Genomic DNA, 22,479 nt, shown 5'->3' with positions numbered 1-22,479 from the left:
CCGGGGCCGGCGCCCCGGCCGTGCAGGCCGCGAGCACGAGGACGAGCAGCGCGGCGACGCCGCCGGCCAGGGAGCGGGCGGTCCGGGGACGGGGCACGAGCGGGCTCCTCAGGGGTGTCAGCAGCGGGTATTCAGAGTGGTGTCGTCAGCGCCTGGTGCGCGCGGCGGCGTACACCTCGGCGTACACGGCGGCGTTGCGGCTCCAGGTGCGGCTGCGGGCGTTCTCCAGCCCGCGCGTCACAAGCGCCGCCCGCAGCCCGTCGTCGGTGAGCACGCGGGTCACCGCGTCGGCCCACGCCTCGACGTCGTCGGCCGGCACCAGCAGGCCCGACGGCTCCGGGGCGTCGCCGGCCATCGGCGTGAGCACCTCGGCCAGGGCCGGCAGGTCGCTGGCCACGACGGGCCGGCCCATCGCCCCGGCCTCCACCGGCTTGAGCGGGGTCACCAGCCGGGTCACGCGGTCGGGCCGGCGCGGCACCAGCACGGCGTCGAGCGCCGCGAGGTACGTGCGGGCGACGTCCCGCGGCACGCGGCCGGGCAGGATCGCGTGCTCGCCGAGCCCCAGCTCCGCGGCGAGCCGCACCAGCCCCGGCCGGGCGGCGCCGTCGCCCACCAGCAGGGCGGCGACGTCGAGGCCGCGCGAGCGCAGCAGCGCCACGGTGCGCAGCACGGTGTCGAGGCCCTCGTAGCCCACGACGCTCGAGACGGTGCCGACCACGTACCGCGCCGTCGTCAGGCCGAGCGCGACGCGCGCCTCGGCGGGGGAGGGGGCCGGCGCCTGGAGCAGCGCGTCGTCGACGGCGTTGGGCACCACGGTGATCCGCTCGGGCGGCACGCCGCGCGCGGCGAGCTCGTCGCGCATCGTGCCGCTGAGCGTCACCACCGCGTCGGCGGCCAGCGCGAGCTCCGTCTCCTTGGCGCGGACCAGCGCGTACCGCTCGGACGCGGCGGCGCGCTCGCGCGCCTCCGGCGTGGGGTGCGAGGCCACCCACGTCTCCTCGGGCAGGCCGCGCACCTCGTACACCCACGGCAGCCCGGCCCGGCGGGCGGCGGCCCGCGCGACGTCGCCGGTGGTCCACGGCGTGGTGGCGTGCACGACGTCCGGCGCCGCGGCGTCCAGCTCGCGCGCCAGCAGGTCGACGGCGTCGGCGAACCGGCGCCCGTGGTCGGCGGGCAGCGCGGCCGGGATGAGCCGGGTGTACGGCACGCCGTCGACGACGTCGGTGCCGCGCGCGGCGATCGCGCCGATGGTCAGCGGGTACCCGGCGCGGGTGGTGGCCGTGACGCGGTGGCCGGCCGCCCGCTGGGCGCGCAGCACGGCGTGGGTGCGCAAGGTGTAGCCGCTCTGGGTGTGCGGCAGCGAGTTGGTGAGGTGGTGGTGCACGGCGGCCGGGCCGGCCGGCGACCCGGCGGGCGCGGGCGGGGCGCCGTCGGGCGTCTCGGTGGCCGCACCCAACGAGAGCCCGTCCACCTGGCCGAGCAGCGCCTCGCGGACGCGCCGCTCGGTGCGCGTGCGCGGCTGGGTCGCACGGATCGGCGCGACGTCGCCGGCGGCCCACGCGGCGCGCAGCCGCCCGCCGGGCCGGGCGGCGTCGTCGCCCACCACGCGCTCCACGAGTGGCACCAGGCGGGCGCTCCAGCGGGCGGGGGCGCGGCGCGCGGCCTGCAGCAGCAGCCAGGCCGGGTCGGAGCGCAGAGCGCCGAGACCCCAGGACGCGGCGAAGCGGACGTTGCGCGCCAGCTCGCCAGCGCGTGCGGCTGCGCTCACGCGCGCACCTTCGTCGCGGGCGTGGACAGGCGGTGCAGCAGCCGGGCGTAGCGGTCGGCCAGGGAGTCGTCGTCGGCGTGCTCGGCCACCCACTGGACCGCGGCCGGGTCGCCGACGACGGGCTCGGGGGAGGCGGCCAGCTCGCGCCACGCCTTGGCGAGCGCGTCCGCGTCGCCGGGGACGACGACCACGCCGGCCCCCACCTCCGAGACGATGTCGGCGGCCTCGCCGGCCACGCAGGCCGTCACGTGCACGCCCGAGGCCATCACCTCGTAGAGCTTGGACGGCACGGTCCACTGCAGGGGCAGCCAGTCGCGCAGCGACACCACCAGCGTGTCGGCCCACGCGTAGAGGTCGCGCACCTGGTCGAACGGCACGGGCGGCTCGATCGTCACGGGCGCGTCGAGCACGTTCACGAGCGCCTGCAGCTTCGGCACGTCCGCGCCCACGCCCACCAGGCGCACCTCGATCGGCTGGCCGGCCGCGGCCACCTGTGCCGCGGCGCGGACGACGGCGTCGAGGCCCTGGGCACGCCCGATCGTGCCGGCGTACAGGGCGCGGAACGGGCGGGCGCGGCGCTCGGCGGCCGGGACGGGCTCGCGGTCCAGCGGCGTGAAGGCGGTGCCGTTGCGCACCACGGCCACGCGCTCGATGCCGCGCTCGCGCAGCACCTGGGCGAAGGTGTCGGTGGTGGTGACGACGGCGTCGGCGCGGGTCTGCACGCGCGAGACGACGCGGTGCACCACGGTCGTGGCCGCGGCGCGCACGCGGGAGCGCGTCGAGCGCGCGGAGTGGAAGATGCCGCTGGGCGCGATGAGGTCGGGCCACGCGTCGCGCATCTCCACCACGAACCGGGCCCGCAGGAGCCGGGCGAGGATCCAGGCCGCGAACATCGACGGGATGCCGGGCACGGTGCCCACCACGACGTCCGGGCGGTGCGCGCGGCCGCGGAAGTGCCGCAGCCCCAGGACGACGGAGCTGGCGGCCGCGACGGCCTGGTCCACCGTGCGCGACAGCAGCCGGTGGGTGTGCTCGCGGTAGCGGACGCGCACCACGCGCTCGCCGTGCCGCCCGCGCGAGACGGAGCCCGGGCGCAGCTCCGGGGAGTCGTCGAGCAGGGCGCCGTGCGGGTAGTGCGGGGGCGGCGCCAGCACCGAGACGTCGATGCCGGCGTCGGCCAGGCGGGGCACCAGCGCGTCCCAGCGGCGCTGCGGCGCGCCGCGCTCGGGCGCGTAGTAGTGCGTGACCAGCAGCACGCGCCCGGGCGTCGAGGACGCTGGGTGCATGGAATCCCCCTGAGACTGTTCGCGAGCCGTGGTTCGCGGCGGTAGCACGGCGTCCGCGTCGCGCGGACGCCCCGTCGATGGTAGGGCCACCGCGACCCGCGCCCTGCCAGCGATCGTCACAACATCGTCACAAGTGCGGGTGAAATCCGCTTCCCGGGGCATCCGAGACGCTTCGGCGCAACCTTCGCTCCCTAGAATCGCGGCGCTGCGCGGGGGGTCCGCTGCGGCGGAGCGCGAGGGGGATCGATGGCGAGGCGCAATCCTGTCGCCGGGCTCGCTCTGGGCGACTTCCTCGACCGGTCGCCGGTCGTCCACGAGGTCCGCGCGGAACCCGACGTCGTCCGCACCGCCGTCGCCGGCGTCGACGAGCGCACCCGCACCGCCCTGCTTGCTGCGCCGGTCACGAGCCCGCGCTGGTTCGGTGTCACCACCGCCTACGCCCGCGCGAGCGAGCGGCGCCACCCCAGCACCGCGCACGTCCTGGACCTGCTGCCGGCCTACCTGGCGCGCCGGGTGCGGCTGCGCGAGCGCGACCTGGTGACCCACCACCTCAACGCCTGCCCCGACTGCGACCGCGTGCTGCGCGAGCTGCAGGACCTGCCGCGGGCCTGGGGCGCGCTCGACGACGTCGTCGTCGGCCCGTCCGAGCAGCGGCCCACGCGGGCGCCCGGCCGGATCCCCGCGCTGCTCGGCAGCCTCGCCGACCGCACCGCCTACGCCACGGAGCGCGTGCGCACCGCGGTGCGCCCTGCCGTGTGGGGTGCCGTCGCGGCGGGCCTGGTGCTCGGCGGCGCCGGCGCGGTCGCCGTCGGCAGCGCGACCGCCGAGCAGCGCCGCCCCGAGGCCGAGCCGGTCTCGGTCGTGACGACGCCGCCGTCCGCCACGTCGCCCTCGCCGTCGGCCGGGTCGCCGAGCCCTTCGGCCTCACCCGCGGTCTCCGTCTCGCCCAGCGCCTCGCCGAGCGCCATGCCGAGCACGACGCCAGACGCCGACGTCGCCGGGCCGGTGACGGGCACGCGCGAGGTCCAGGACGACCGCCCCGCGGGGAGCGCGAACGGCGGCGCGGCCACGGGCGGCGCGGGCGCCGGCTCCGGCGGTGGCGCGCAGGGCGGCCCCGGCACGAGCACCGGTGGCGGCTCCGGCACGGGCGGCTCCGGCACGGGCGGGTCCGGTGGCGGGCAGCAGCCCGGCGGCGGGTCCGGCGGCACCGGTGGCGGGCAGCAGCCCGGCGGCGGCACCGGCGGCTCGGGCGGCTCCGGCGGGACGGGTGGCGGCGGTGGCTCGGCGACGCCCGCGCCGTCGACCCCCACCGTCCCGACCCCGGACGACACCGGCGCGCCCACGACGCCGGACCCCGGCGGTGAGACAGAGCCGCCGGCCGGCGGCGGTGGCTCCGGAGATGACACCGGCGGCGGCAGTGGCGGCGGCGACACCGGCGAGGACGCCGGCTCTGTCGGGACCGTGATCAACGACCTCGTCACGGGCTGATGTCCGTCGGATCACCCTGAACAAGCGCAATCCGTGCAGGTGGCACCCCACATGCACACAACTCCCGCCCGATCAGCACGGGCCCGACTCCTAGGATCACCTGTCGTGACCCAGCCTGACACCTTCCCCTCGCCCGTCGCGGACCGGCGGCACGCGCGCCGGCGCCCCAAGGCCTCCGGCACGCGCCGGGCGCTCGCCGTGCTCGGCGTGCTGGCCCTGGTGCTCGTCGGCGGCGGCGCCGGCGCGGCCTGGTGGTTCAAGAGCCAGCTCGAGGGCAACATCGGCAGCGTCGGCGACCCGTTCGCGCAAATCGACGAGTCCGCCCGCCCGCAGGTCGCGCCCGAGGACGACGAGGCCGTGAACTTCCTGGTGCTGGGCTCGGACTCGCGCATCTCCGCCGGTGACCCGACACAGTGGAAGGCCGGCGCCCAGCGCACCGACGCCATCATGCTGGTGCACCTCGCCGGCGACCGGCAGTCGGCGCAGATCATCTCGATCCCGCGCGACTCGTGGGTGCCGATCCCCGGCCACGGCGAGGCGAAGATCAACGCGGCGTTCTCCTACGGCGGCCCGGCGCTGATGATCGAGACCGTCGAGCAGCTCACCGGCGTGCGCATCAACCACTTCGCGGTCACGGACTTCGAGTCGTTCGTCAAGATGACCGACGCCCTGGGCGGCGTCCAGATCACCATCCCCGAGGACATCAGCGACGGCGGCGACGTCGCCTTCACCGCCGGCACCCACGTGCTGAACGGCGAGGAGGCGCTGGCGTACGCCCGCCAGCGCCACGGCCTGTCCAACGGCGACTTCGGCCGCGTGCAGCGCCAGCAGAACTGGATGCGCGCGATCATGTCCAAGGTCAACAACAACCGCAGCAACATCACGATGATGACGGGCTTCCTGCGGACCGTGAGCCAGTCGGTCGCCACCGACGACCAGCTGAACCTCTCCACGATGACCGACCTCTTCATGGGGGCCCGGGAGATCGGCACCAACGACGTCACGTTCCTCACCGCGCCCTACTCGGGCACGGGGCGCAGCAACGACGGGCAGTCGATCGTGGTGCTCGACCGCGCCCGGTTCGACCCGCTGATGGCGGCGATCGCCGACGACGAGGCGGCGACGTACGTCACGGAGAACGCCGAGAGCCTCGAGGTGCTCGGCTCGACGGTGAAGTAGCCGCCTCGAGCCGCCGGACACGAAGGGCGGGCCTCCCACCGGGGAGGCCCGCCCTTCGTCGTCGTGCGGCGGTGTCAGGCCGCGGGGGCCTCGTCGATGACGACGGAGCCGTCGCGGAACGCGAAGCCCTGCACGCGGGTGCCGGGCTCACGGGCGTCGAGCAGCCGCTGCACGTCGAGGGTGATGCGCGCGTCCGGCAGCACGCGCACCGAGCCGGCCGGCAGGCGGCGCGCGGCGAGCATGCCGTCGACGCGCCCGGCGGCGAGGCCGAGCAGCTTGTGGGCCGGGAGGCCGCCCGCGGACGCGTCGACCGACACGGTCGCGACGCCGTCGACGAACTGCTCGACGCGCAGGCGCGCCGTCGTCTTCGGCGCCAGGCGGGTCGCGAGGCGCACGGGGGCGGGGAGGTTCGTCACGCTGCGGGCGTCGGCGACGACCTGGAGGACGTCGCCGTTGCCGCTGACGTCGGTGATGAAGCGGGGGAGGCGGCCGGAGAGCAGGCCGAGTCGGGTGAGAGCATCGGAGAACGAGGTGGTGACCACGCCCACACCCTAGGGGAAGAGCGTTATGTGACCGTTAGACTCCCGGGGCGCGGAGCCCGGCGCAGCCGGACCCGCTCCGTCCCAACCCTCGCAGGCCCCCGGGCCGGAAGAGAAGGCGAGCTGCTGTGAAGATCGCGATCGTCGGTACCGGTTATGTCGGGCTGTCGAACGCCGTGGTGCTGGCCCAGCACCACGACGTGACGGCGGTGGACATCGACCAGCGCAAGGTGGACCTGGTCAACCAGCGGCTCTCGCCGATCGTGGACCCGGAGCTCGAGGAGTACCTGCGCGAGCGGCCGCTGTCGCTGACGGCGACGACGGACGCCAAGGCCGCGTTCGCCGACGTGGAGCTGGTGGTCGTGGCGACGCCCACGGACTACGACGCCGACCAGAACTTCTTCAACACCTCGTCGGTCGAGTCGGTGATCGCCCAGGTGCAGGACGTCAACCCGGACGCCACCGTCGTGGTGAAGTCGACGGTGCCGGTGGGCTTCACCAACCGGATGCGCGAGCGCCACCCCGAAGGGCACATCGTGTTCTCCCCGGAGTTCCTGCGCGAGGGCCGGGCGCTGTACGACAACCTGCACCCGTCGCGGATCGTGGTGGGCGACGAGGGCGAGCGCGGCAAGCTGTTCGCCGACCTCATGCTCGAGGGCGCCCACGAGGACGACGTGCCGGTGCTGCTGACCGGCGCGACGGAGGCCGAGGCGATCAAGCTGTTCGCCAACACCTACCTGGCGCTGCGGGTGGCGTACTTCAACGAGCTGGACACCTACGCGGCCACGCACGGGCTCAACACGGCGCAGATCATCGAGGGCGTGGGCCTGGACCCGCGCATCGGGTCGCACTACAACAACCCGTCGTTCGGGTACGGCGGGTACTGCCTGCCCAAGGACACCAAGCAGCTGCTGGCCAACTACCGCGACGTGCCGCAGAACCTCATCTCGGCGATCGTCGAGGCCAACACCACCCGCAAGGACTTCGTGGCCGCGGACATCCTGCGCCGCAACCCCAAGGTGGTGGGCATGTACCGGCTCATCATGAAGTCGGGGTCGGACAACTTCCGCGCCTCCTCCATCCAGGGCGTGATGAAGCGGCTGAAGGCCAAGGGCGTCGAGGTGATCGTGTTCGAGCCGACGCTCGAGCAGGACGACTTCTTCGGCTCCACGGTGGTGCGCGACCTCGAGGAGTTCAAGCGCCGCAGCGACGTCATCGTCGCCAACCGCCGCGCCGAGCTCCTGGCCGACGTCGACGAGAAGGTCTACACCCGCGACATCTACGGGCGCGACTGAGGTCTACGCCCGCGGCCTGACGCACCCTCCGGGAGGCCGACGTGCTCGGTCCGGCGCTCGCGGTCGCGTCCGCCGTCGTCTACGGCGTCGTCGACTTCGCCGGCGGGATCCTGTCCCGCCGGGTGCACTACGCGTCGGTCTCCTGGATCGGGCAGCTCGGCGGCCTGGCGTTCGCCGTGGTGGCCGCCCTCGTGGTGCCGGCCGAGCGAGTGGGGCTCGCCGACCTGGCCTGGGGCGCGCTGTCCGGGGTGGGCAGCGGGCTGGCGATGCTGTTCCTCAACCGGGCGCTGTCGCGCGGCGAGATGACAGCCGTGGTGCCGGTCAGCGCCGTCACCGGTGTCGCGCTGTCGGTGCTGTGCGGCGTCGCGTTCCTCGACGAGCAGCCGTCCCTGCCGGCCTGGCTGGGCATCGCCGTCGTGCTCCCGGCGCTGTGGCTGGTGGCAGGCGGTGGGGCGGCCGCGGCGGCCGGCGCGTCGGCGGGCTCGCCGCCCGGCGCGTCGGCGGGCTCGACGGCGGTGCGCGACGGGCTCGTGGCGAGCGTCGGCGTCGCAGTGCAGTACGTCGGCCTGGCCATGGCGGGGACGGACAGCGGCCTGTGGGCCGTGGCCGCCGGCCGGGTGGCGGCCGTCGTCGTGCTGGTGCCCGTCGCCGCGCGGCGGCGAGGCCGTGCGCGCGTGGCGACGCCGGACGCCGCCAAGGCGTTCGTGATCGGCGCCGGGGCGGCGCTCGCCCTCACGCTGTACCTCCTGGCGGCCCGGGAGCAACTGCTCGCCGTCGCGGTGACCCTCGCGTCGCTGTACCCCGCCGTCCCCGTGCTGCTCGGCGTCGTCGTGCTGCACGAGCGCGTGGGGCGGCGCCGGGCCGTCGGGCTCGCCGCGGCCGCCGCGGCGATCGTGCTGCTCAGCGCGGCGTAGGCCCGCCGCGCCCGCGGTGGCTCGGGTGAATTGGCCGAGGTCACACCGGGCCGGCGTCATCACGGGGCCGCCAACGGGTCTTGAGGGGTATGCAGGCCACGAGGTCCGCGCACCGCGCGGGCTCGCAGGCGGCACACGTGCGGGCACCGGTCGCCCCCCACACACCCGTCCGGTGTCCGCACGGCCCCCGATCCCGTGCGGGCGTCGGTCGTCCCCCCTCGGCCGGCGCCCGTACGGCATCTCCGCGTGACATTCAGGCCGCGTGTGACGCAGGACACCTCCGCGTCGCGTCATGATCCGCGGCCGGCACGGTCCTGAGGGGTGTCGTGCGGGCGTCGAGGCACCCCACACACCCTTCGGCGTCCGCACGACCTCGCCACCCGGCCCGCCCCTCCTGCGGGGCCGGCCCGCCGGCGGCACCCGTGCCGCCGGCCTTCTCTTTGCACCCGCATGGCTTCACCCGACCGCCCGTTGGCGTTCCTGCTGGTGCTCGCTGACCGCGTCGTGGCTGGCCGCTGGTGTGAGCCGTTACCCCCTGTCATTACCCGTGCTAATGACCTAGGCTAAGAACATGCTTGCCTCAGCCACTCGCCCCGTGTCCCGGGCGCGGACGAACCCGGCGGCCCTCGGCAGCGAGCTGCGCGTCTCGCTGTCGCGGATCACCCGCCGGCTGCGCGCCCAGCGCGGGGAGGCCGACCTCTCGGTCGGCCAGTTCGGCGTCCTGACGGCCCTGCTCCAGCACGGCGACATGTCGCCCGGTGCGCTCGCCACGCACGAGCACATCAAGCCGCCGTCGATGACCCGCACGGTCAACGGGCTCGCCGAGCTCGGGCTGGTCGAGAAGGCCGAGCACGCCACCGACCGCCGCCAGGTCGTCGTCCGCCTCACCGAGGACGGCCGCCGCGAGGTGGTCGAGACCCGGCGCCGCCGCGACGCCTGGCTCGCCCAGCAGCTGGCCGCCCTCACCCCGGACGAGCGCGAGGTCCTGGCGCGCGCGTCGGACCTGCTGTCGCAGATCGCCTCGAGCCGGTAGCCGCGTGTACCGGCAGACCCTGTCCACCGACGAGAAAAGGAACGAGCTGACCGTCACTCGATGAGCGCAACCTTCTCCTCACTCCGCTACGTCAACTACCGCATCTGGTTCGCCGCCGCCCTCGTCGCCAACGTCGGCACGTGGATGCAGCGCATCGGCCAGGACTGGATCGTCCTGACCGACCTCACGCACAACTCCGGCACCGCCGTCGGGTTCGTCACCGCGCTGCAGTTCCTGCCGTTCCTGCTGCTGTCGCCGTGGGCCGGCGTGCTCGCCGACCGCCTGCCGCGGCGCAAGCTGCTGATGGCCACCCAGGGCGGCATGGGCGTGCTCGCGCTGGTCCTGGGCGCGCTGACCCTGTCGGGGGCCGTGGAGCTGTGGCACGTCTACGTGCTTGCCCTGGCCCTGGGCGTGGTTTCCGCGCTCGACGGCCCGGTGCGCCAGACGTTCGTCGCGGAGATGGTTCCGGCCGACCGCCTCTCCAACGCCGTCGGGCTCAACTCGGCGTCGTTCAACGCCGCTCGGCTGATCGGGCCCGGCGTCGCCGGCCTGCTCATCGCGGCCGTGGGCGCCGGGTGGGTGTTCCTCATCAACGGCGTCACGTTCGCCGCCACCATCGCGGCCCTGGCCTGCATGCGGGTGCGCGAGCTGCGCACGCTGCCGCAGGCGCCGCGCGCCAAGGGGCAGATCCGCGAGGCCGTGCGCTACGTGCGCGGGCGCTCCGACATCGTCGTGATCATGGTCGTGATGGCCGTCGTCTCGACCTTCGGCCTCAACTTCCAGCTCACCAGCGCGATGATGGCGCGCGTCGAGTTCGGCAAGGGCGCCGGGGAGTACGGCGTGCTCGGCTCCGTGCTGGCGATCGGCTCGCTGACGGGCGCGCTGCTGGCCGCCCGCCGCGACCGGCCGCGGGTGCGGCTGGTGATCGGCGCCGGCTTCGCGTTCGCGATCGCCACGGCCGCCAACGCGCTGATGCCGAGCTACTACTCGTACATGTTGCTGTGCATCCCGGTGGGCCTGGCGTCGCTGACCATGATGACGGCGGCCAACACGACGCTGCAGATGTCCACCGACCCGGTCATGCGCGGGCGGGTCATGGCGCTCTACATGATGGTCTTCCAGGGCGCGACGCCGATCGGCTCGCCGATCGTCGGGTGGGTCGGCGAGGCGTTCGGCCCGCGCTGGGCCATCCTCATCGGCTCGATCGCCACGTTCCTGGTGTGCGCCGCGGCGTCGGTGTGGGCGATCCGCCGCTGGCACCTGCAGGTGCGCTACCGCGTGCGGCAGCGTCCGCACCTCGAGGTGGTCTACCTCGACCAGCGGACGCCGGTGGCCGCGGCCCGCGAGGAGGTCCGCGCCGAGCTGGCCCGCGACGACGCGCAGAAGCTCACGACGGTCGCCTGACGCATCGCTCCCGCCGTTCCGGGTCCCTGGTGATCCGAGACAGACCCCTCTGCCTCGGATCACCAGGGACCCGCATTCGTCGCGCCAGGCCGCCGACCCGCTGAAGCGCGGGAGCACGTCGCCGCCGGTCAGCAGCCGGTTCTGCCGCTCGGCGTCGTGCACGAGGGCGCCCGGGCGGCTGTGCACCTCCTGGCCGTCGATCTCCACGAGCAGCCACGCGCCGTCCACGAGCCGCCACGCCATGTCGACGCGGTCCACGAACCGGCCCGCGTCGTCACGGCGGTCGAGCTGCAGCACGTCGGGCGGGACGCCGGCGTCGACGCAGGAGAGCCGCGCCCAGGTCTCGGCCGGGGACTCGGACCGGCCGTCCGCCAGGTCCCACCAGGCGCGCGTGGCCTGCGCGCCGGGCCGGTGCCACGTGAAACGGCGCGCCTCCCGCAGCCCGGCGGGCGTGAGCAGGCCGCGGTGCAGGGACGTCGTCCAGGATCGCGACGGCGTGGTCGCGCCCGCGCGGAAGGCTGCTCAGCGCGAGCACCGCCTGGGCGAGCGCCTCGGGCAGCGGCGCCACCGCCCACCCGTCCGGCGTCGTGGTCGAGCCCGTGCCGCGGAAGCGGCGCACCCGGCTCCCGCGCCCGCGGTCCGCAGCGGCGGCGGCGTGGGCTCGACGTCGTACACGCCGCGGCAGACGGGCACCAGCAGCCCCTGGCGGACCTTCTCGTGGGCGCGGCGCGCGTCGAGGCCGGCGTCGGCGAGCTGGCGCGCGGAGACCAGCCCGGCCTGACGGCGGGCGAGCTCGAGGACCGCGGGCGGCAGCGGCCGGGGCGACTGCATGCCCCGAGGCAACACCACCCCGGGCCCGCCCCGTGCGCGTCGTCCACAGGAGCCCTAGCACCAACGAGTCCCGGAACGGCGAGAGGGGAGAGGCGGGGGTCAGGCCAGAGGGGCCCGCAGCGGGAGGTCCGCCTCGAGCACGACCTGCACCACACGGCCGGCCGCCGGGGCCACCACGAGCGGCGCCAGCAGGTTCGCCGTCGGCACGCCGCGGCCGTCGTCCGCGGGGTGCACCACCACGAGCACGCGGAGCTCGGCCCCGGGCTCCGCGCCGAGCCGCGCGGCGAGGCCGTCCGGGAGCGCGGGGGAGTAGTCCGGGAAGAACGTGGCCGGGTCGGCGAGGAACAGCCGCACCGCGGCGTCGTCGCTGCGCAGCACCAGCACGCCGACGGCGTCGGCGAGCGGCTCCAGCGTGTACCGCGTGCGCCCGCCCAGGCCGGGCAGCGGCTCCACGGCCTCCACGCGCACCGGCAGGTCCGCCACGCCACCAGGGGCGCCGGCCGCCGCACCGTCCATCGTCGCCTCCTGGGTCGCCACGGCGCTCACCGGAGGAAGTCCAGCAGGGTCGGCTGGAGCACGCGCGCCGTGGCGCCCAGCGCGCCCTGGTAGGCGACCTCCTGCAGCTGCAGGTCGAGGATCGCCTCGGCCAGGTCGACGTCCTCGACGGCGGACAGCCGCGACTTGAGGGCGACCTGCTCGTCGGCGGTGGCCTCCTTCGCCTCCAGCACCCGGGCGTGGCGGGCACCGACCGAGGAGACCTCGGTCGTGACCGCCGTCATGCGGGCGTCGAGCTCGGTGAGGTGGCCGGACACGTCCTCGCCGGCGCGCAGCGCGGCCGCGGCGCGGTCCAGCAGGGCGAAGACCGAGTTCTCGCCGACGCCGAAGACGGCGGCGCCGTCTGAGTCGACGCGCACGGCGCCCTCGGCGCTGACCTGCCGCTCGACCGGCGGCGTCGTGCCGGCGACCGCGCCGCTGTAGGCGTACGTGGTGCGGTCGAACGCGTTCTCGGCGGAGGTGCCGGCGAAGACCTGGCGGCCGATGTAGGCGGTGTTGGCCTGGTCGAGCAGCGCGTCGCGCACGCCCACGAGGTTGGCCGCGAGCGCGTCGCGGGCCTCCTGGCCCATCGCGGCGCTGTTGCCCCGCACGAGCGTGTCGCGAGCCTCGCGCATGCCCGACAGCGTGGCGGCCAGCGCGTTGTCCACGGTGGACAGCCACGCGTCGGCGTCGGCGACGCTGCGCTGCTGGCGCACCAGCGCGGCCTGCTCGCCGCGCAGGCGCAGCATGTCGTTCGCCACGGCCGGGTCGTCGGACGGCACGGTGACCCGCTTGCCCGAGGACAGCTGGCTCTGCAGCGCGCTCATCGCCGTGAGGTTGCGCTGCAGGTTCGCCAGCGACTGGTGCTGGATCGACTGGTGGGTGATGCGGCCGATCATGATTACCTCCCGACGACGCCGGTGCGGTTGATGAGGGTGTCGAGCATCTCGTCGACGGCGGTGAGCACGCGGGCGGCGCCCTCGTAGGCCCGCTGGAACGCGAGCATGTTCACCGTCTCCTCGTCGGTGTCGACGCTGGTCTGTGCGATGCGCCGCGACTCGGCCGAGGCCCGCGCGGCCTCGGCGACGTCGGCGCGGGCGCCGGCGCTGGCGGTGCGGACGCCGAGGTCGACGACGATCGTGCTCCAGGCGGCGCTCGGGCTGTCGTCAGCGTCGGCGAGGGCGGCGATCTGCGCGGCGACCGAGCCGCCGAGCGGGCCCTCGGCGGCGCCGGCCGTGGCGAGGTCCGCCGGGTCCGTGACGGCGACGCGCAGGCCCAGGGCCGGCGGCATGCCTGCCTCGAAGGTGAACAGCGGGCCGCCGGCGGCGCCGTCGGGCGTGCGCCCGGTCGTGTGGATGGCGTTGACCTGGGCCGCGAGGTCGGTGGCGAGCTGGTCGTACGACGCCGCGGCGCGGGCGTACAGGCCGCCGGACTCCGCGGGGGCGAGCACGGTGAGCAGGCCCGCGACCCGGCCGCCGTCGACGCCGGCGGCGACGCCGGGGCGGTGCGCCCACTCGACGTGCACGGCCTGCGCGCCGCCGGCGGCGGTGGCGTCGTCGAACCGCGACGACCCGGCGACGGTGAGCGAGCGGGCGGTGGCGCCGCTGACCAGCGGGGTGCCGCCGACGAGCACGTCGACCTGGCCGTCCGCCCGCGTCTGGACCGTGGCGCCGACCAGGCCGGACAGCTGCGTCACCAGGGCGTCGCGGGCGTCCATGAGCTCGTTGGCCGTGCCGCCCGAGGCGGTGATGGTTCGGATCTGCTCGTTGAGGTCGGCCACGGACGCCGCGGACGCGTTCACCTGGTCCACGAGGGCCGTGAGCTTGTCGCGGCTGCCGCCCCACTGCGTGGCGGCCTCGGAGCGCAGCGTCGCGATGCGCTCGACGACGGCCGTGGTGGCCTCGAGGACGACGGCGCGCGCGGCGTCCTTGTCCGGGGTGGCGGCGAGGTCGTTCCACGCCGACCACAGGGTGTCGAGCTGCGCCGACAGCCCCGTGGCGCTGGGCTCGCCGAGCGTCTTCTCGAGCTCGGCGGCCGCGTCGGCGATCTCCTGCAGCGACGCCGCGGACGACGTCGTGGTGCGCAGGCGCGCGTCGAGGAAGGCGTCGCCCAGGCGCGCGACGTTGTTCACCTGCACGCCGCCGCTCGCCACGGCCGGCGTCGAGAAGATGGCCGGGGTGCCGGCACCGGCGACGGCGCCGAGCTCGGCGCGCTGGCGCGTGTAGCCCACGGTGTTCGCGTTGGCGACGTTCTGCCCGGCGACCTCGAGCGCCTGCCGCTGGGCGATCAGCGAGCTCAGCGCCGTGCTCAGCCCGGAGAAGGTGCTCATCGGGTGCTGCTCCTCGGTCGGTGCGTGGGGGTGGGTGCGGGGTGCGTGGGGGTCACAGCGAGCGGTCGATGATCTGGCCGCTGCGGTCGCCGGGCGAGGTGCGCCCGTCGGGGGAGTAGGTCGCGGCGTCGCTCTCCAGCGTCGCGAGGGTCTCGCGCGTCGCCTGGTAGGACGTCGCCAGCAGCTCGCGGTTGTTCTCGGTGACCTCGCGGATCTCGGCCGCCAGGCCGGCGAGCGCGGCGCGGTGGCTGCGCAGCAGCTCGTCCCAGGGGGCCGGCGCGGCGTCGGCGATCCGCCCCAGCGAGCTGCCGTCCGGCAGGTCGAGGGCCCGCGCCGCGGCCTCGGCCTCGGCCGCCCGGCCCACCTCGGTGTCCCGGACGGCGTCGATGACGTTCGCGACCTCGCGCGACGCCTGCGCGAGCCACCGGGTGCGCCCCGAGGTGAGCACCAGCTGCTCCTGCTCGAGCTTGAAGAGCAGCAGCTCGAGCAGGTGCCTCTGCGCCCACAGGACGTCGGAGAGTCGGCTCAGTTCCACGTTCGTGCGAAGACCCTTCGTCTCAGCAGGTAGCGCGCCGGGTCTGGGCGCGCCGTACCTCTCTCATCGGCAGGCGTGTGCCCGGTGATGACGAGTTTCCCCCGGGTTTTCCCGGTCCGGCCGCGGCGCTGCGCGGGCAACAGGGCGTTCCCGCTGGGTAACGATCCGGAAAACTTGTGTGCAAGCCGTGAATTTCACCCGCTGATCACCCGCGATTTCGTCCCAGGTGGGGCCGCGCGTCCCGCAGTCTTCTGCTCGGCATGTGGGGTGCCGATGGCATGTGGGGTGCCAGTCGATCTCCTGCGGGGGACGGACGAAAGGGTGTGTGGACCGATGGGTGGAACCCGAGGCTCTGGGGGGCACGGCATGGACGGAGGCGGCACGGGCGCTCGTGCCGGGGGTGTGCGGTGAGCGCACCGGTGACGACGCTGGACGAGACCGCCGCCCAGCTCGTGCGTGACCACCTCGCGGTGGTCGGCTACCAGGTCTCGGAGGTCCTGCCGCGCGTGCCGTCCTCGGTGACCCGCGACGACCTGTCCTCGGCGGGGTTCCTCGCGCTCGTCCTGGCGGCCCGCTCGTACGACGCGAGCACCGGCGTGCCGTTCGCGCGCTACGCCGCGCTCCGGGTGCGGGGCGCGATCCTCGACGAGCTGCGCTCCATGGACTGGGCCTCGCGCGGCGCCCGCGCCCGGGCCCGGGAGATGGGCTCGACCGTGGACCGGCTGACCGTGTCGCTGGGGCGCACGCCGACGCGCGAGGAGGTCGCCGCCGCGATGGGCGCCGACGCCGCGACGGTCGACCAGGCCCGCGCCGACCTCGAGCGCCGCGTGCTGAGCCTCGACGTGCCGGGCAGCCCGGTCGCCGAGGTGCTGCCCGACGCGGCGCCGACGCCGGAGGAGGTGGCGCTCACCCGCGAGCGGCTGGTGTGGATGCGCGCCGCGGTGGACGAGCTGCCGGAGCGGCTGCAGGTCGTGGTCGAGGGCCTGTTCTTCGACGACCGCGCGCCGGCCGACCTGGCCGAGGAGCTGGGCGTGACGCCGTCGCGGATCAGCCAGCTGCGCACGGAGGCCCTGGCGCTGCTGCGCGACGGCATCAACACCGGGCTCGACCCGGACCTGGTGCCCGAGCCCACCCGCCCGGACGGCGTCGCCGAGCGGCGGCGTCAGCGGTACTTCGCGGCCGTCGCGGACCGCGCCGTGCGCGCCGGCACCGTGCGCGCGCCGGCCTGACGAACGTTTCTCGGAAAACTCCTCACGCCCTGCGCGCGGCGGGCGATGAGGGGGGTGAGCCCACGGACGGGCCCCGCACCACTACTCACGGAAGAAGAGAACGATGGCGCTGTCGATCAACCAGAACATCGCTGCGGTCAACTCCTACCGCAACCTGTCCAACACGCAGAACGACCTGAGCAAGTCCCTCGAGAAGCTCTCGAGCGGCTTCCGGATCAACCGCGCCGCGGACGACGCCGCGGGCCTGGCCATCTCCGAGGGCCTGCGCTCGCAGGTCGGTGGCCTCAAGGTCGCCGCCCGCAACGCCCAGGACGGCATCTCCGTCGTCCAGACCGCCGAAGGTGCGCTCACCGAGGTCCACGCCATGCTCCAGCGCATGAACGACCTCTCCGTGCAGTACGCCAGCGGCGCGCAGAACGCCGACTCGCAGGCTGCCCTGCAGGCCGAGTTCGACGAGCTGACCTCCGAGATCACCCGCATCAAGGACAACGCCAAGTTCAACGGCGTGGAGCTCTTCGCTGCCACCGACCTGACCTTCCAGGTCGGCTACGACAGCGCGGACACGATCACGATCACCGGCGCCACCGCGCTCGCCGACTTCTCCACCGGCACCGCGATGGCCGCGATCGACATCGCCGACAGCAACACGATCCAGGACGCGATCACCGAGGTCTCGACGCAGCGTGCCGAGCTCGGTGCGATCCAGAACCGCTTCGAGCACACGGTCAAGAACGTCAACGTGGCGATCGAGAACCTGTCGGCCTCGGAGTCCCGCATCCGCGACACCGACATGGCGCAGGAGATGGTGAACTTCACCCGCGCCAACATCCTGTCGCAGGCCGGCACGGCGATGCTCGCCCAGGCCAACCAGGTCCCGCAGGGCGTCCTGCAGCTCCTGCGCTGACGCCGGCTCCCGGCGTCCTGCAGCGGCGCCGTGAACCTCGGTGAGGGGCCGCAGGCCCCTCGCACCCCTCCGCGGCGGCGGGCGCACCGCGCTCGCCGCCGCGGCGGTCTCGGTACTGCACACGAAGGAGGAGGGTCCGGTGGCGGCCTTCGGAGTCGACGGTCTGGTCAGCGGTCTCCAGACGACCACGCTGATCAACCAGCTCATGCAGATCGAGGCGGCGCCCCAGACGCTGCTGAAGTCCAAGCAGACCCAGGCCAGCGCCCTGGTCACCGCGCTGCAGGCGCTCAACACCAAGGTCGCCGCGCTCGGCGAGGCGGCCACCAAGGCGGCCAAGGCCGACTCGTGGCAGGCCGCCAGGGCGACCAGCTCGCACGAGGGCGTCACCGCCTCGGTGACCGGCAGCAGCACGCAGGCGGGCTCGATCAGCTTCACCGTCGAGCGGGTCGCCACCGCGCAGGTCTCCACGACCGCCGCCGTGCCGCTCAGCGACACCATCGCCACCGGTGACCCGATCACCATCACCCGCGGCACGGAGACCGTCACGGTCGAGCCGGCGTCGGGCAGCCTCCAGGACGTCGCCGCCGCCATCAACGCCGCTGACGCCGGCGTCCGCGCCAGCGTCGTGCGCGGCCCCTCCGCCGACGACGGCACCGCCACCTACCGGCTCCAGCTGACCGGCACCGAGACGGGCGCCACCGCCGGTGCGTTCGAGGTGACGGGCCTCGAGGGCGTCACGACGGTCCGCCAGGCCCAGGACGCCGAGATCACCCTCAGCAACGGCGACACCATCACGCAGGCGTCCAACACGTTCGAGGACCTGGTGCTCGGCGTCGACGTCACCGTCACCGCCGCCGCCGTGGGCCAGGACGTCTCCCTGACCCTGGAGCGCGACACCGAGGCGCTGACGAAGCTCGCCTCCGGCCTGGTCGAGGCGCTGGGCGCCGTCCTGTCGGACATCAGCACCCGCACGGCCACGACCACCACGACCGACAGCTCCGGCAACACCGTCGTCAAGGGCGGGGTCTTCAGCGGTGACTCGACCATCCGGTCGCTGCAGCAGGCGCTCATGTCGGCGGCGTCGAACCCGGTGGACGGCAGCTCGCCGTCCGTGGCGGGCATCTCCATCGACCGCTACGGCACGTTCAGCTTCGACGAGAAGGTCTTCACCGAGGCGCTCGCCGCCGACCCGGAGAAGGTCCAGTCGATCGTCGCCGGGCTGGCGCAGCGCGTCGCCGACGTCGCCGACGACGTCAGCGACGCCTACGAGGGCACGCTGACGCTGAAGATCCAGGGCCGCCAGGACGAGGTCAAGGACCTGGGCGAGCAGATCGCCGCGTGGGACCTCCGCCTGGAGCAGCGCCGCGAGGGGCTGCAACGCACCTACTCCGCGCTCGAGGTCACGCTGTCGAACCTCCAGGCGCAGTCGTCCTGGCTCGCGAGCCAGCTCTCGTCCCTCAGCGCCTCGAGCGCCGGCTGATCGGAGACCTCGTGCACGACCCGCGCGCCAGCTACCTCGCGAGCACCGTGGCCACCGCCAGCCCGGCGCAGCTCGTGACGATGCTCTACGACCGCCTGCTGCTCGACCTCGACCGGGCCGCCGCCGCGCTGGGCGCCGAGGACACGGCGACGGCGCGGCGCGAGCTCGACCACGCCCAGGACGTGGTCGGCGAGCTGATGAGCGGGCTCGACCAGGACGCCTGGGACGGCGGCCCCGCCCTGATGCAGGTGTACGGCTACCTGCTCGCCGAGCTGCTCGCCGCCCGCACGAACGACGACGCCGCGCGCGTGGCCGCGTGCCGCGAGCTCGTCGCGCCGCTCGCGGACGCCTGGCACCAGGCCGCCGAGCAGCTCGCCGCTCCCGCTCCCGCGCCCGCCGCGCCCACGCCGGCCGGCAACCCCTTCGCCGGCAGCCAGCCCGCCGCCGGCACCGGCGGCCTGCTCGGGATCGGCTGACGTGGCCCCGCACGCGCCGGCCACGACGCCGGAGAGGACGCCGGACGGGACCTCGCAGGGCACGCCGGACGCCGACCGCTGGCACGCCGCGTGGTCCGACGCGCTCGCGCGCCTCGAGCTCGACGTCGTGACGGCCGAGGAGATGCTCGCCGTCGCCCACCTGCCGGCGGCGGCCGAGGCGCCCGCCGCGCGGTCGTGGCGTCCGCCGGCCGGCGTGGGCTCGCTGCCCGCCTCCCTGGAGGCCCGCGCCCGCGAGCTGCTCGCTCGCCAGCTCGACGTCGCCGAGCGCCTGGCGGAGGCCGCGTCGCTGGCGCGCCGCCAGGTGGCCGTCTCCGACGCCGTGCGCTCGCGCCCCGCGGCCGAGCCGGTCTTCCTCGACGCCCGGGGCTGACCCGGCAGGCCGGCGCCGTCCGGGCGCCACCCGGACCAGCGCACCAGGACGATGACGCCCCCGAGCGGGTGAAAAAACCTCGGACCCCTCACGTACGCGCCGCCCGGCCCGATGGGCGGGACGAGCAAGGAGTGCTCGTCCCGCAGGCCATGGATCGGCCGTGTCGCAATACGTCGATGAGGGGTACATCGCCGTGGGCATGTTCGACTCCGTGAGCTTCGTCGCGCTCGGGTCCGCCTTGGACGGTCTCGCGCTGCGCCAGCGCGTGATCGCCGACAACATCGCGAACCTGCAGACGCCCGGCTACCAGGCCCAGCGCGTCCTCTTCGAGGACGAGCTCGCCCGCGCCGTCGACCGCGGCACCGGCAGCGCGCGCGTCACCGTCGCGCGCTCGCTCGAGCCGACGCGCGAGGACGGCAACAACGTCAACCTCGACAGCCAGACGCTCGCGAACATCGACACCAACCTGCGCTACCAGCTGGCGACCCAGGCGATCTCGGGCACGTTCAGCGGCATCCGCGCGGCGATCAGGACCGCCTGATGAGCATCTTCGACGCGATCGGCATCGCCGGGACGGGCCTGACCCTCCACCGCAAGTGGCTCGACGCGGTCAGCGACAACGTCGCCAACGTCTCCACCGTCACCAGCACCAACGAGGCCGCCTTCCAGGCGCGCTACGTGGTCGCCACCGAGTCCGCCGACGGCCAGGGCGTGCAGGTGGGCGGCATCGAGCTGGGCGACGCCGAGGGCCGGCTCGTCTACGAGCCCGAGAACCCGCTCGCCGACGCCGAGGGGTACGTGCGCTACCCCGACATCGACATGGCGTCGCAGATGACGCAGCTGATCATGGCCCAGCGTGGCTACCAGGCGAACGCCGCGGTGGTCGACCGTGCCCGTGAGACATACCAGGCCGCCCTGCAGATCGGACGCTCGTGATGCTTCCCGCCGTCGGGGCCGTGAGCCCCGCCCTGCCCGTCCAGACCGCCGCGGTCGCGCCCGTGGGCGCGCCGGCCGTCGGGTCCGTCGCCGACGACGGCGGCTTCGCCGGCGCGCTCGGCTCGGCGATCGACGGGCTGCAGCAGCTGCAGTCGACGTCGCAGACCCTCGCCGTGCAGGCGGTGACCGGTGAGCTCGACGACGTGCACGACTACACGATCGCCTCCGCCCAGGCGGCGACCGCGCTCGAGCTCACCGCCGCCGTGCGCAACAAGGCCGTCGAGGCGTTCACCGAGATCATGCGGATGCAGGCCTGATGCCCACACAGGTCAGGGCGGCGCTCGACCGCGCCCGCGACGTCGTCGGCCAGTTCAGCCTCGCCCAGCGCACCCTCGCCGTCCTCGGCGTGGCCGTGGTGGTCCTGGGCGTCGTCGCGCTCTCCGCGTGGCTCTCGCGCCCCACGATGGCGCCGCTGTTCAGCGGGCTCTCGGGCAGCGACGCGAGCGCCGTCGTCGACCAGCTCGAGGCCGACGGCGTGCCGTACGAGCTCGCCGACGGCGGGGCCACCGTGCTGGTGCCCAACGACCGGCTCTACGCCGAGCGGATCGCGATGGCGTCGGCCGGCCTGCCGGCCAACGCCGACGGCGACGGCTACTCGCTGCTCGACGACATGCCGGTGACCTCCTCGGAGTTCCAGCAGCAGACCACCTACCAGCGCGCCCTCGAGGGCGAGCTGGCCACGACCGTCGAGGCCATGGACGGCGTGGAGCAGGCGTCGGTGCGCCTGGCGCTGCCCGAGGAGACGGTGTTCGCCGAGGAGCAACAGGACCCGACCGCGTCGGTGTTCGTCCAGACCCGCCCGGGCACCACGCTCACCCCCGAGCAGGTCCAGGCCGTGGTGCACCTGGTCTCCGCGGGGATCAGCGGCATGCAGCCCGCGGACGTGTCGGTCGTCGACGCCACCGGCAAGGTGCTGTCCGCCTCCGGCACCGACGCCGCCGGCCAGGTGGCCGGCCAGCGCACCGCCGAGTACGAGGACCGCGTGCGCCAGGCGCTGCAGGGCGTGCTCGACCAGGTCGTCGGGGTGGGCAACTCGGCCGTCACCGTGACCGCCGCGCTCAACTTCGACGAGACGCAGCGCACCTCCGAACAGTTCACGGCCACGCCGGACGTCCCGCCGCTGACCTCCTCGACCACCGAGGAGGAGTACACCGGCACGGGCGGCACGGCCACCGGCGTGCTCGGCCCGGACAACGTGCAGGTGCCGGCCGGTGACGGCGAGGGCTCCTACACGAGCTCGAGCGAGGAGGTGCAGAACGCCGTCGACAAGGTCACCGAGGTGACCAGCGCGGCGCCCGGGCGCGTGGAGCGGCAGTCCGTCGCCGTCGTGCTCGACATGGAGCCGGCCGCCGGGATCGACCTCGCCGCGCTCGAGCAGACGCTCGCCGCCGCCGCCGGGATCGTGCCCGACCGCGGCGACACGATCGAGGTGCAGCGCCTGGCGTTCGACCAGTCCGCCGCCGACCAGGCCGCCGCCGCGCTCGCCGAGGCGCAGGCGCAGGAGGACGCCGCCGCGCAGGCGCGCCTGTACCGCGACCTGGCCATCGCCGCCGCGGTGCTGGTCGCCGCGATCGTCGTGATCGTGCTGATGGTGCGCCGCTCGCGCCGCACCCAGCGCGAGCGCCTGAACCTCGGCGAGCTGACGCCGGTCGACGAGCCGCCGCTGCTGCTCGACGGCGGGGCCGTGGGCGAGCCCACCCAGCTGCTGCCGCCGGTGGAGGTGCCGCAGATCGACGACGGCACCGACCGCAAGCGGGCCGAGATCGCCACGCTGGCCGACGAGAACCCGGAGGAGATGGCCGAGCTGCTGCGCACCTGGATGGCCGGCTCGGGGACGGGGGCCGGGCGATGACCCTCGTGACGACCGG

23 protein-coding genes are annotated in these 22,479 nt (G+C 74.7%); 15 read left to right on the top strand and 8 right to left on the bottom strand.

Annotated elements, in window-relative coordinates; all coding sequences use genetic code 11:
* Window positions 1-145: 145 nt before the first annotated feature.
* On the bottom strand, window positions 146-1,768 hold the full coding sequence (locus tag U5M74_RS15200) for a glycosyltransferase (RefSeq protein ID WP_410909765.1): 1,623 nt from the start codon (window positions 1,766-1,768) through the stop codon (window positions 146-148).
* On the bottom strand, window positions 1,765-3,054 hold the full coding sequence (locus U5M74_RS15195) for a glycosyltransferase family 4 protein (RefSeq protein WP_410909764.1): 1,290 nt from the start codon (window positions 3,052-3,054) through the stop codon (window positions 1,765-1,767). Before U5M74_RS15195 ends, U5M74_RS15200 begins: the two co-directional genes overlap by 4 nt.
* A gap of 246 nt (window positions 3,055-3,300) precedes the next feature.
* On the opposite strand from U5M74_RS15195, the gene U5M74_RS15190 reads away from it, so the two are divergent.
* Together U5M74_RS15190 and U5M74_RS15185 are read left to right on the top strand one after the other, a co-directional pair.
* On the top strand, window positions 3,301-4,542 hold the full coding sequence (locus U5M74_RS15190; protein WP_410909763.1) for a zf-HC2 domain-containing protein: 1,242 nt from the start codon (window positions 3,301-3,303) through the stop codon (window positions 4,540-4,542).
* A gap of 105 nt (window positions 4,543-4,647) precedes the next feature.
* Entirely contained in the window at window positions 4,648-5,721 is a 1,074-nt protein-coding gene (locus tag U5M74_RS15185; RefSeq protein WP_410909762.1) for an LCP family protein, read from the top strand.
* A gap of 74 nt (window positions 5,722-5,795) precedes the next feature.
* On the opposite strand, the gene U5M74_RS15180 is transcribed toward U5M74_RS15185, so the two are convergent.
* Entirely contained in the window at window positions 5,796-6,263 is a 468-nt protein-coding gene (locus U5M74_RS15180; RefSeq protein WP_410909761.1) for a hypothetical protein, read from the bottom strand.
* A 125-nt stretch (window positions 6,264-6,388) separates the two neighbouring features.
* Between U5M74_RS15180 and U5M74_RS15175 the strand changes: the two genes are divergently transcribed.
* The 4 genes from U5M74_RS15175 to U5M74_RS15160 all read left to right on the top strand — a co-directional run bounded on the left by U5M74_RS15175 (window position 6,389) and on the right by U5M74_RS15160 (window position 10,906).
* Complete coding sequence (locus tag U5M74_RS15175) at window positions 6,389-7,555, top strand: nucleotide sugar dehydrogenase (protein ID WP_410909760.1); 1,167 nt, start codon at window positions 6,389-6,391, stop codon at window positions 7,553-7,555.
* 41 nt (window positions 7,556-7,596) lie between these two features.
* Entirely contained in the window at window positions 7,597-8,469 is an 873-nt protein-coding gene (locus tag U5M74_RS15170) for an EamA family transporter (protein ID WP_410909759.1), read from the top strand.
* A gap of 571 nt (window positions 8,470-9,040) precedes the next feature.
* A complete protein-coding gene (locus U5M74_RS15165; RefSeq protein WP_410909758.1) occupies window positions 9,041-9,502 on the top strand; it encodes a MarR family winged helix-turn-helix transcriptional regulator in 462 nt (153 codons plus the stop codon).
* 60 nt (window positions 9,503-9,562) lie between these two features.
* Window positions 9,563-10,906 carry an MFS transporter gene (locus U5M74_RS15160; protein WP_410909757.1) on the top strand — a complete coding sequence of 448 codons (1,344 nt, stop codon included), beginning with the start codon at window positions 9,563-9,565 and terminating at the stop codon, window positions 10,904-10,906.
* Window positions 10,907-11,428: 522 nt separating this feature from the next.
* Here U5M74_RS15160 and U5M74_RS15155 read toward each other — a convergent pair.
* From U5M74_RS15155 to flgN, 5 genes are all read right to left on the bottom strand, one after another.
* On the bottom strand, window positions 11,429-11,737 hold the full coding sequence (locus tag U5M74_RS15155; RefSeq protein WP_410909756.1) for a type IV toxin-antitoxin system AbiEi family antitoxin domain-containing protein: 309 nt from the start codon (window positions 11,735-11,737) through the stop codon (window positions 11,429-11,431).
* 99 nt (window positions 11,738-11,836) lie between these two features.
* The gene (locus tag U5M74_RS15150) at window positions 11,837-12,283 is read right to left on the bottom strand and encodes a flagellar assembly protein FliW (RefSeq protein WP_410909755.1); all 447 of its coding nucleotides are present in this window, start codon (window positions 12,281-12,283) and stop codon (window positions 11,837-11,839) included.
* On the bottom strand, window positions 12,280-13,170 hold the full coding sequence (locus U5M74_RS15145; RefSeq protein WP_410909754.1) for a flagellin: 891 nt from the start codon (window positions 13,168-13,170) through the stop codon (window positions 12,280-12,282). Before U5M74_RS15145 ends, U5M74_RS15150 begins: the two co-directional genes overlap by 4 nt.
* 2 nt (window positions 13,171-13,172) lie before the next feature.
* Window positions 13,173-14,600 carry a flagellar hook-associated protein FlgK gene (flgK, locus tag U5M74_RS15140; protein ID WP_410909753.1) on the bottom strand — a complete coding sequence of 476 codons (1,428 nt, stop codon included), beginning with the start codon at window positions 14,598-14,600 and terminating at the stop codon, window positions 13,173-13,175.
* Between the two features lie 52 nt (window positions 14,601-14,652).
* Window positions 14,653-15,135, bottom strand: a complete 483-nt coding sequence (gene flgN, locus U5M74_RS15135; RefSeq protein ID WP_410909752.1) for a flagellar export chaperone FlgN — start codon at window positions 15,133-15,135, stop codon at window positions 14,653-14,655.
* Window positions 15,136-15,542: 407 nt separating this feature from the next.
* On the opposite strand from flgN, the gene U5M74_RS15130 reads away from it, so the two are divergent.
* The 9 genes from U5M74_RS15130 to fliF all read left to right on the top strand — a co-directional run bounded on the left by U5M74_RS15130 (window position 15,543) and on the right by fliF (window position 22,463).
* Window positions 15,543-16,364, top strand: a complete 822-nt coding sequence (locus U5M74_RS15130; protein WP_410909751.1) for a sigma-70 family RNA polymerase sigma factor — start codon at window positions 15,543-15,545, stop codon at window positions 16,362-16,364.
* Between the two features lie 103 nt (window positions 16,365-16,467).
* Window positions 16,468-17,268 (top strand): flagellin, encoded by an 801-nt coding sequence (locus U5M74_RS15125; protein WP_410909750.1) that lies wholly within the window; start codon window positions 16,468-16,470, stop codon window positions 17,266-17,268.
* A 139-nt stretch (window positions 17,269-17,407) separates the two neighbouring features.
* Window positions 17,408-18,748 carry a flagellar filament capping protein FliD gene (gene fliD / locus U5M74_RS15120; protein WP_410909749.1) on the top strand — a complete coding sequence of 447 codons (1,341 nt, stop codon included), beginning with the start codon at window positions 17,408-17,410 and terminating at the stop codon, window positions 18,746-18,748.
* Between the two features lie 11 nt (window positions 18,749-18,759).
* Window positions 18,760-19,224 carry a flagellar export chaperone FliS gene (fliS, locus tag U5M74_RS15115; protein WP_410909748.1) on the top strand — a complete coding sequence of 155 codons (465 nt, stop codon included), beginning with the start codon at window positions 18,760-18,762 and terminating at the stop codon, window positions 19,222-19,224.
* A 1-nt stretch (window position 19,225) separates the two neighbouring features.
* The gene (locus U5M74_RS15110; protein WP_410909747.1) at window positions 19,226-19,615 is read left to right on the top strand and encodes a hypothetical protein; all 390 of its coding nucleotides are present in this window, start codon (window positions 19,226-19,228) and stop codon (window positions 19,613-19,615) included.
* A gap of 199 nt (window positions 19,616-19,814) precedes the next feature.
* Entirely contained in the window at window positions 19,815-20,156 is a 342-nt protein-coding gene (locus U5M74_RS15105; protein ID WP_069982830.1) for a flagellar basal body protein, read from the top strand.
* On the top strand, window positions 20,156-20,551 hold the full coding sequence (gene flgC / locus U5M74_RS15100; protein ID WP_069982812.1) for a flagellar basal body rod protein FlgC: 396 nt from the start codon (window positions 20,156-20,158) through the stop codon (window positions 20,549-20,551). Before U5M74_RS15105 ends, flgC begins: the two co-directional genes overlap by 1 nt.
* Window positions 20,551-20,868, top strand: a complete 318-nt coding sequence (gene fliE / locus U5M74_RS15095; RefSeq protein ID WP_410909746.1) for a flagellar hook-basal body complex protein FliE — start codon at window positions 20,551-20,553, stop codon at window positions 20,866-20,868. Before flgC ends, fliE begins: the two co-directional genes overlap by 1 nt.
* Window positions 20,868-22,463: a flagellar basal-body MS-ring/collar protein FliF gene (gene fliF, locus U5M74_RS15090; protein WP_410909745.1), complete on the top strand. Its 1,596-nt coding sequence runs from the start codon at window positions 20,868-20,870 to the stop codon at window positions 22,461-22,463. Before fliE ends, fliF begins: the two co-directional genes overlap by 1 nt.
* Window positions 22,464-22,479: the final 16 nt, after the last annotated feature.

This window comes from Puerhibacterium sp. TATVAM-FAB25 (genome assembly GCF_046535855.1).
In the GTDB taxonomy this organism is placed as follows: domain Bacteria; phylum Actinomycetota; class Actinomycetes; order Actinomycetales; family Cellulomonadaceae; genus Puerhibacterium; species Puerhibacterium variabilis_A.
Note: the sequence above shows the minus strand (reverse complement) of the source record. Positions and strands in the feature narration are given on the sequence as shown.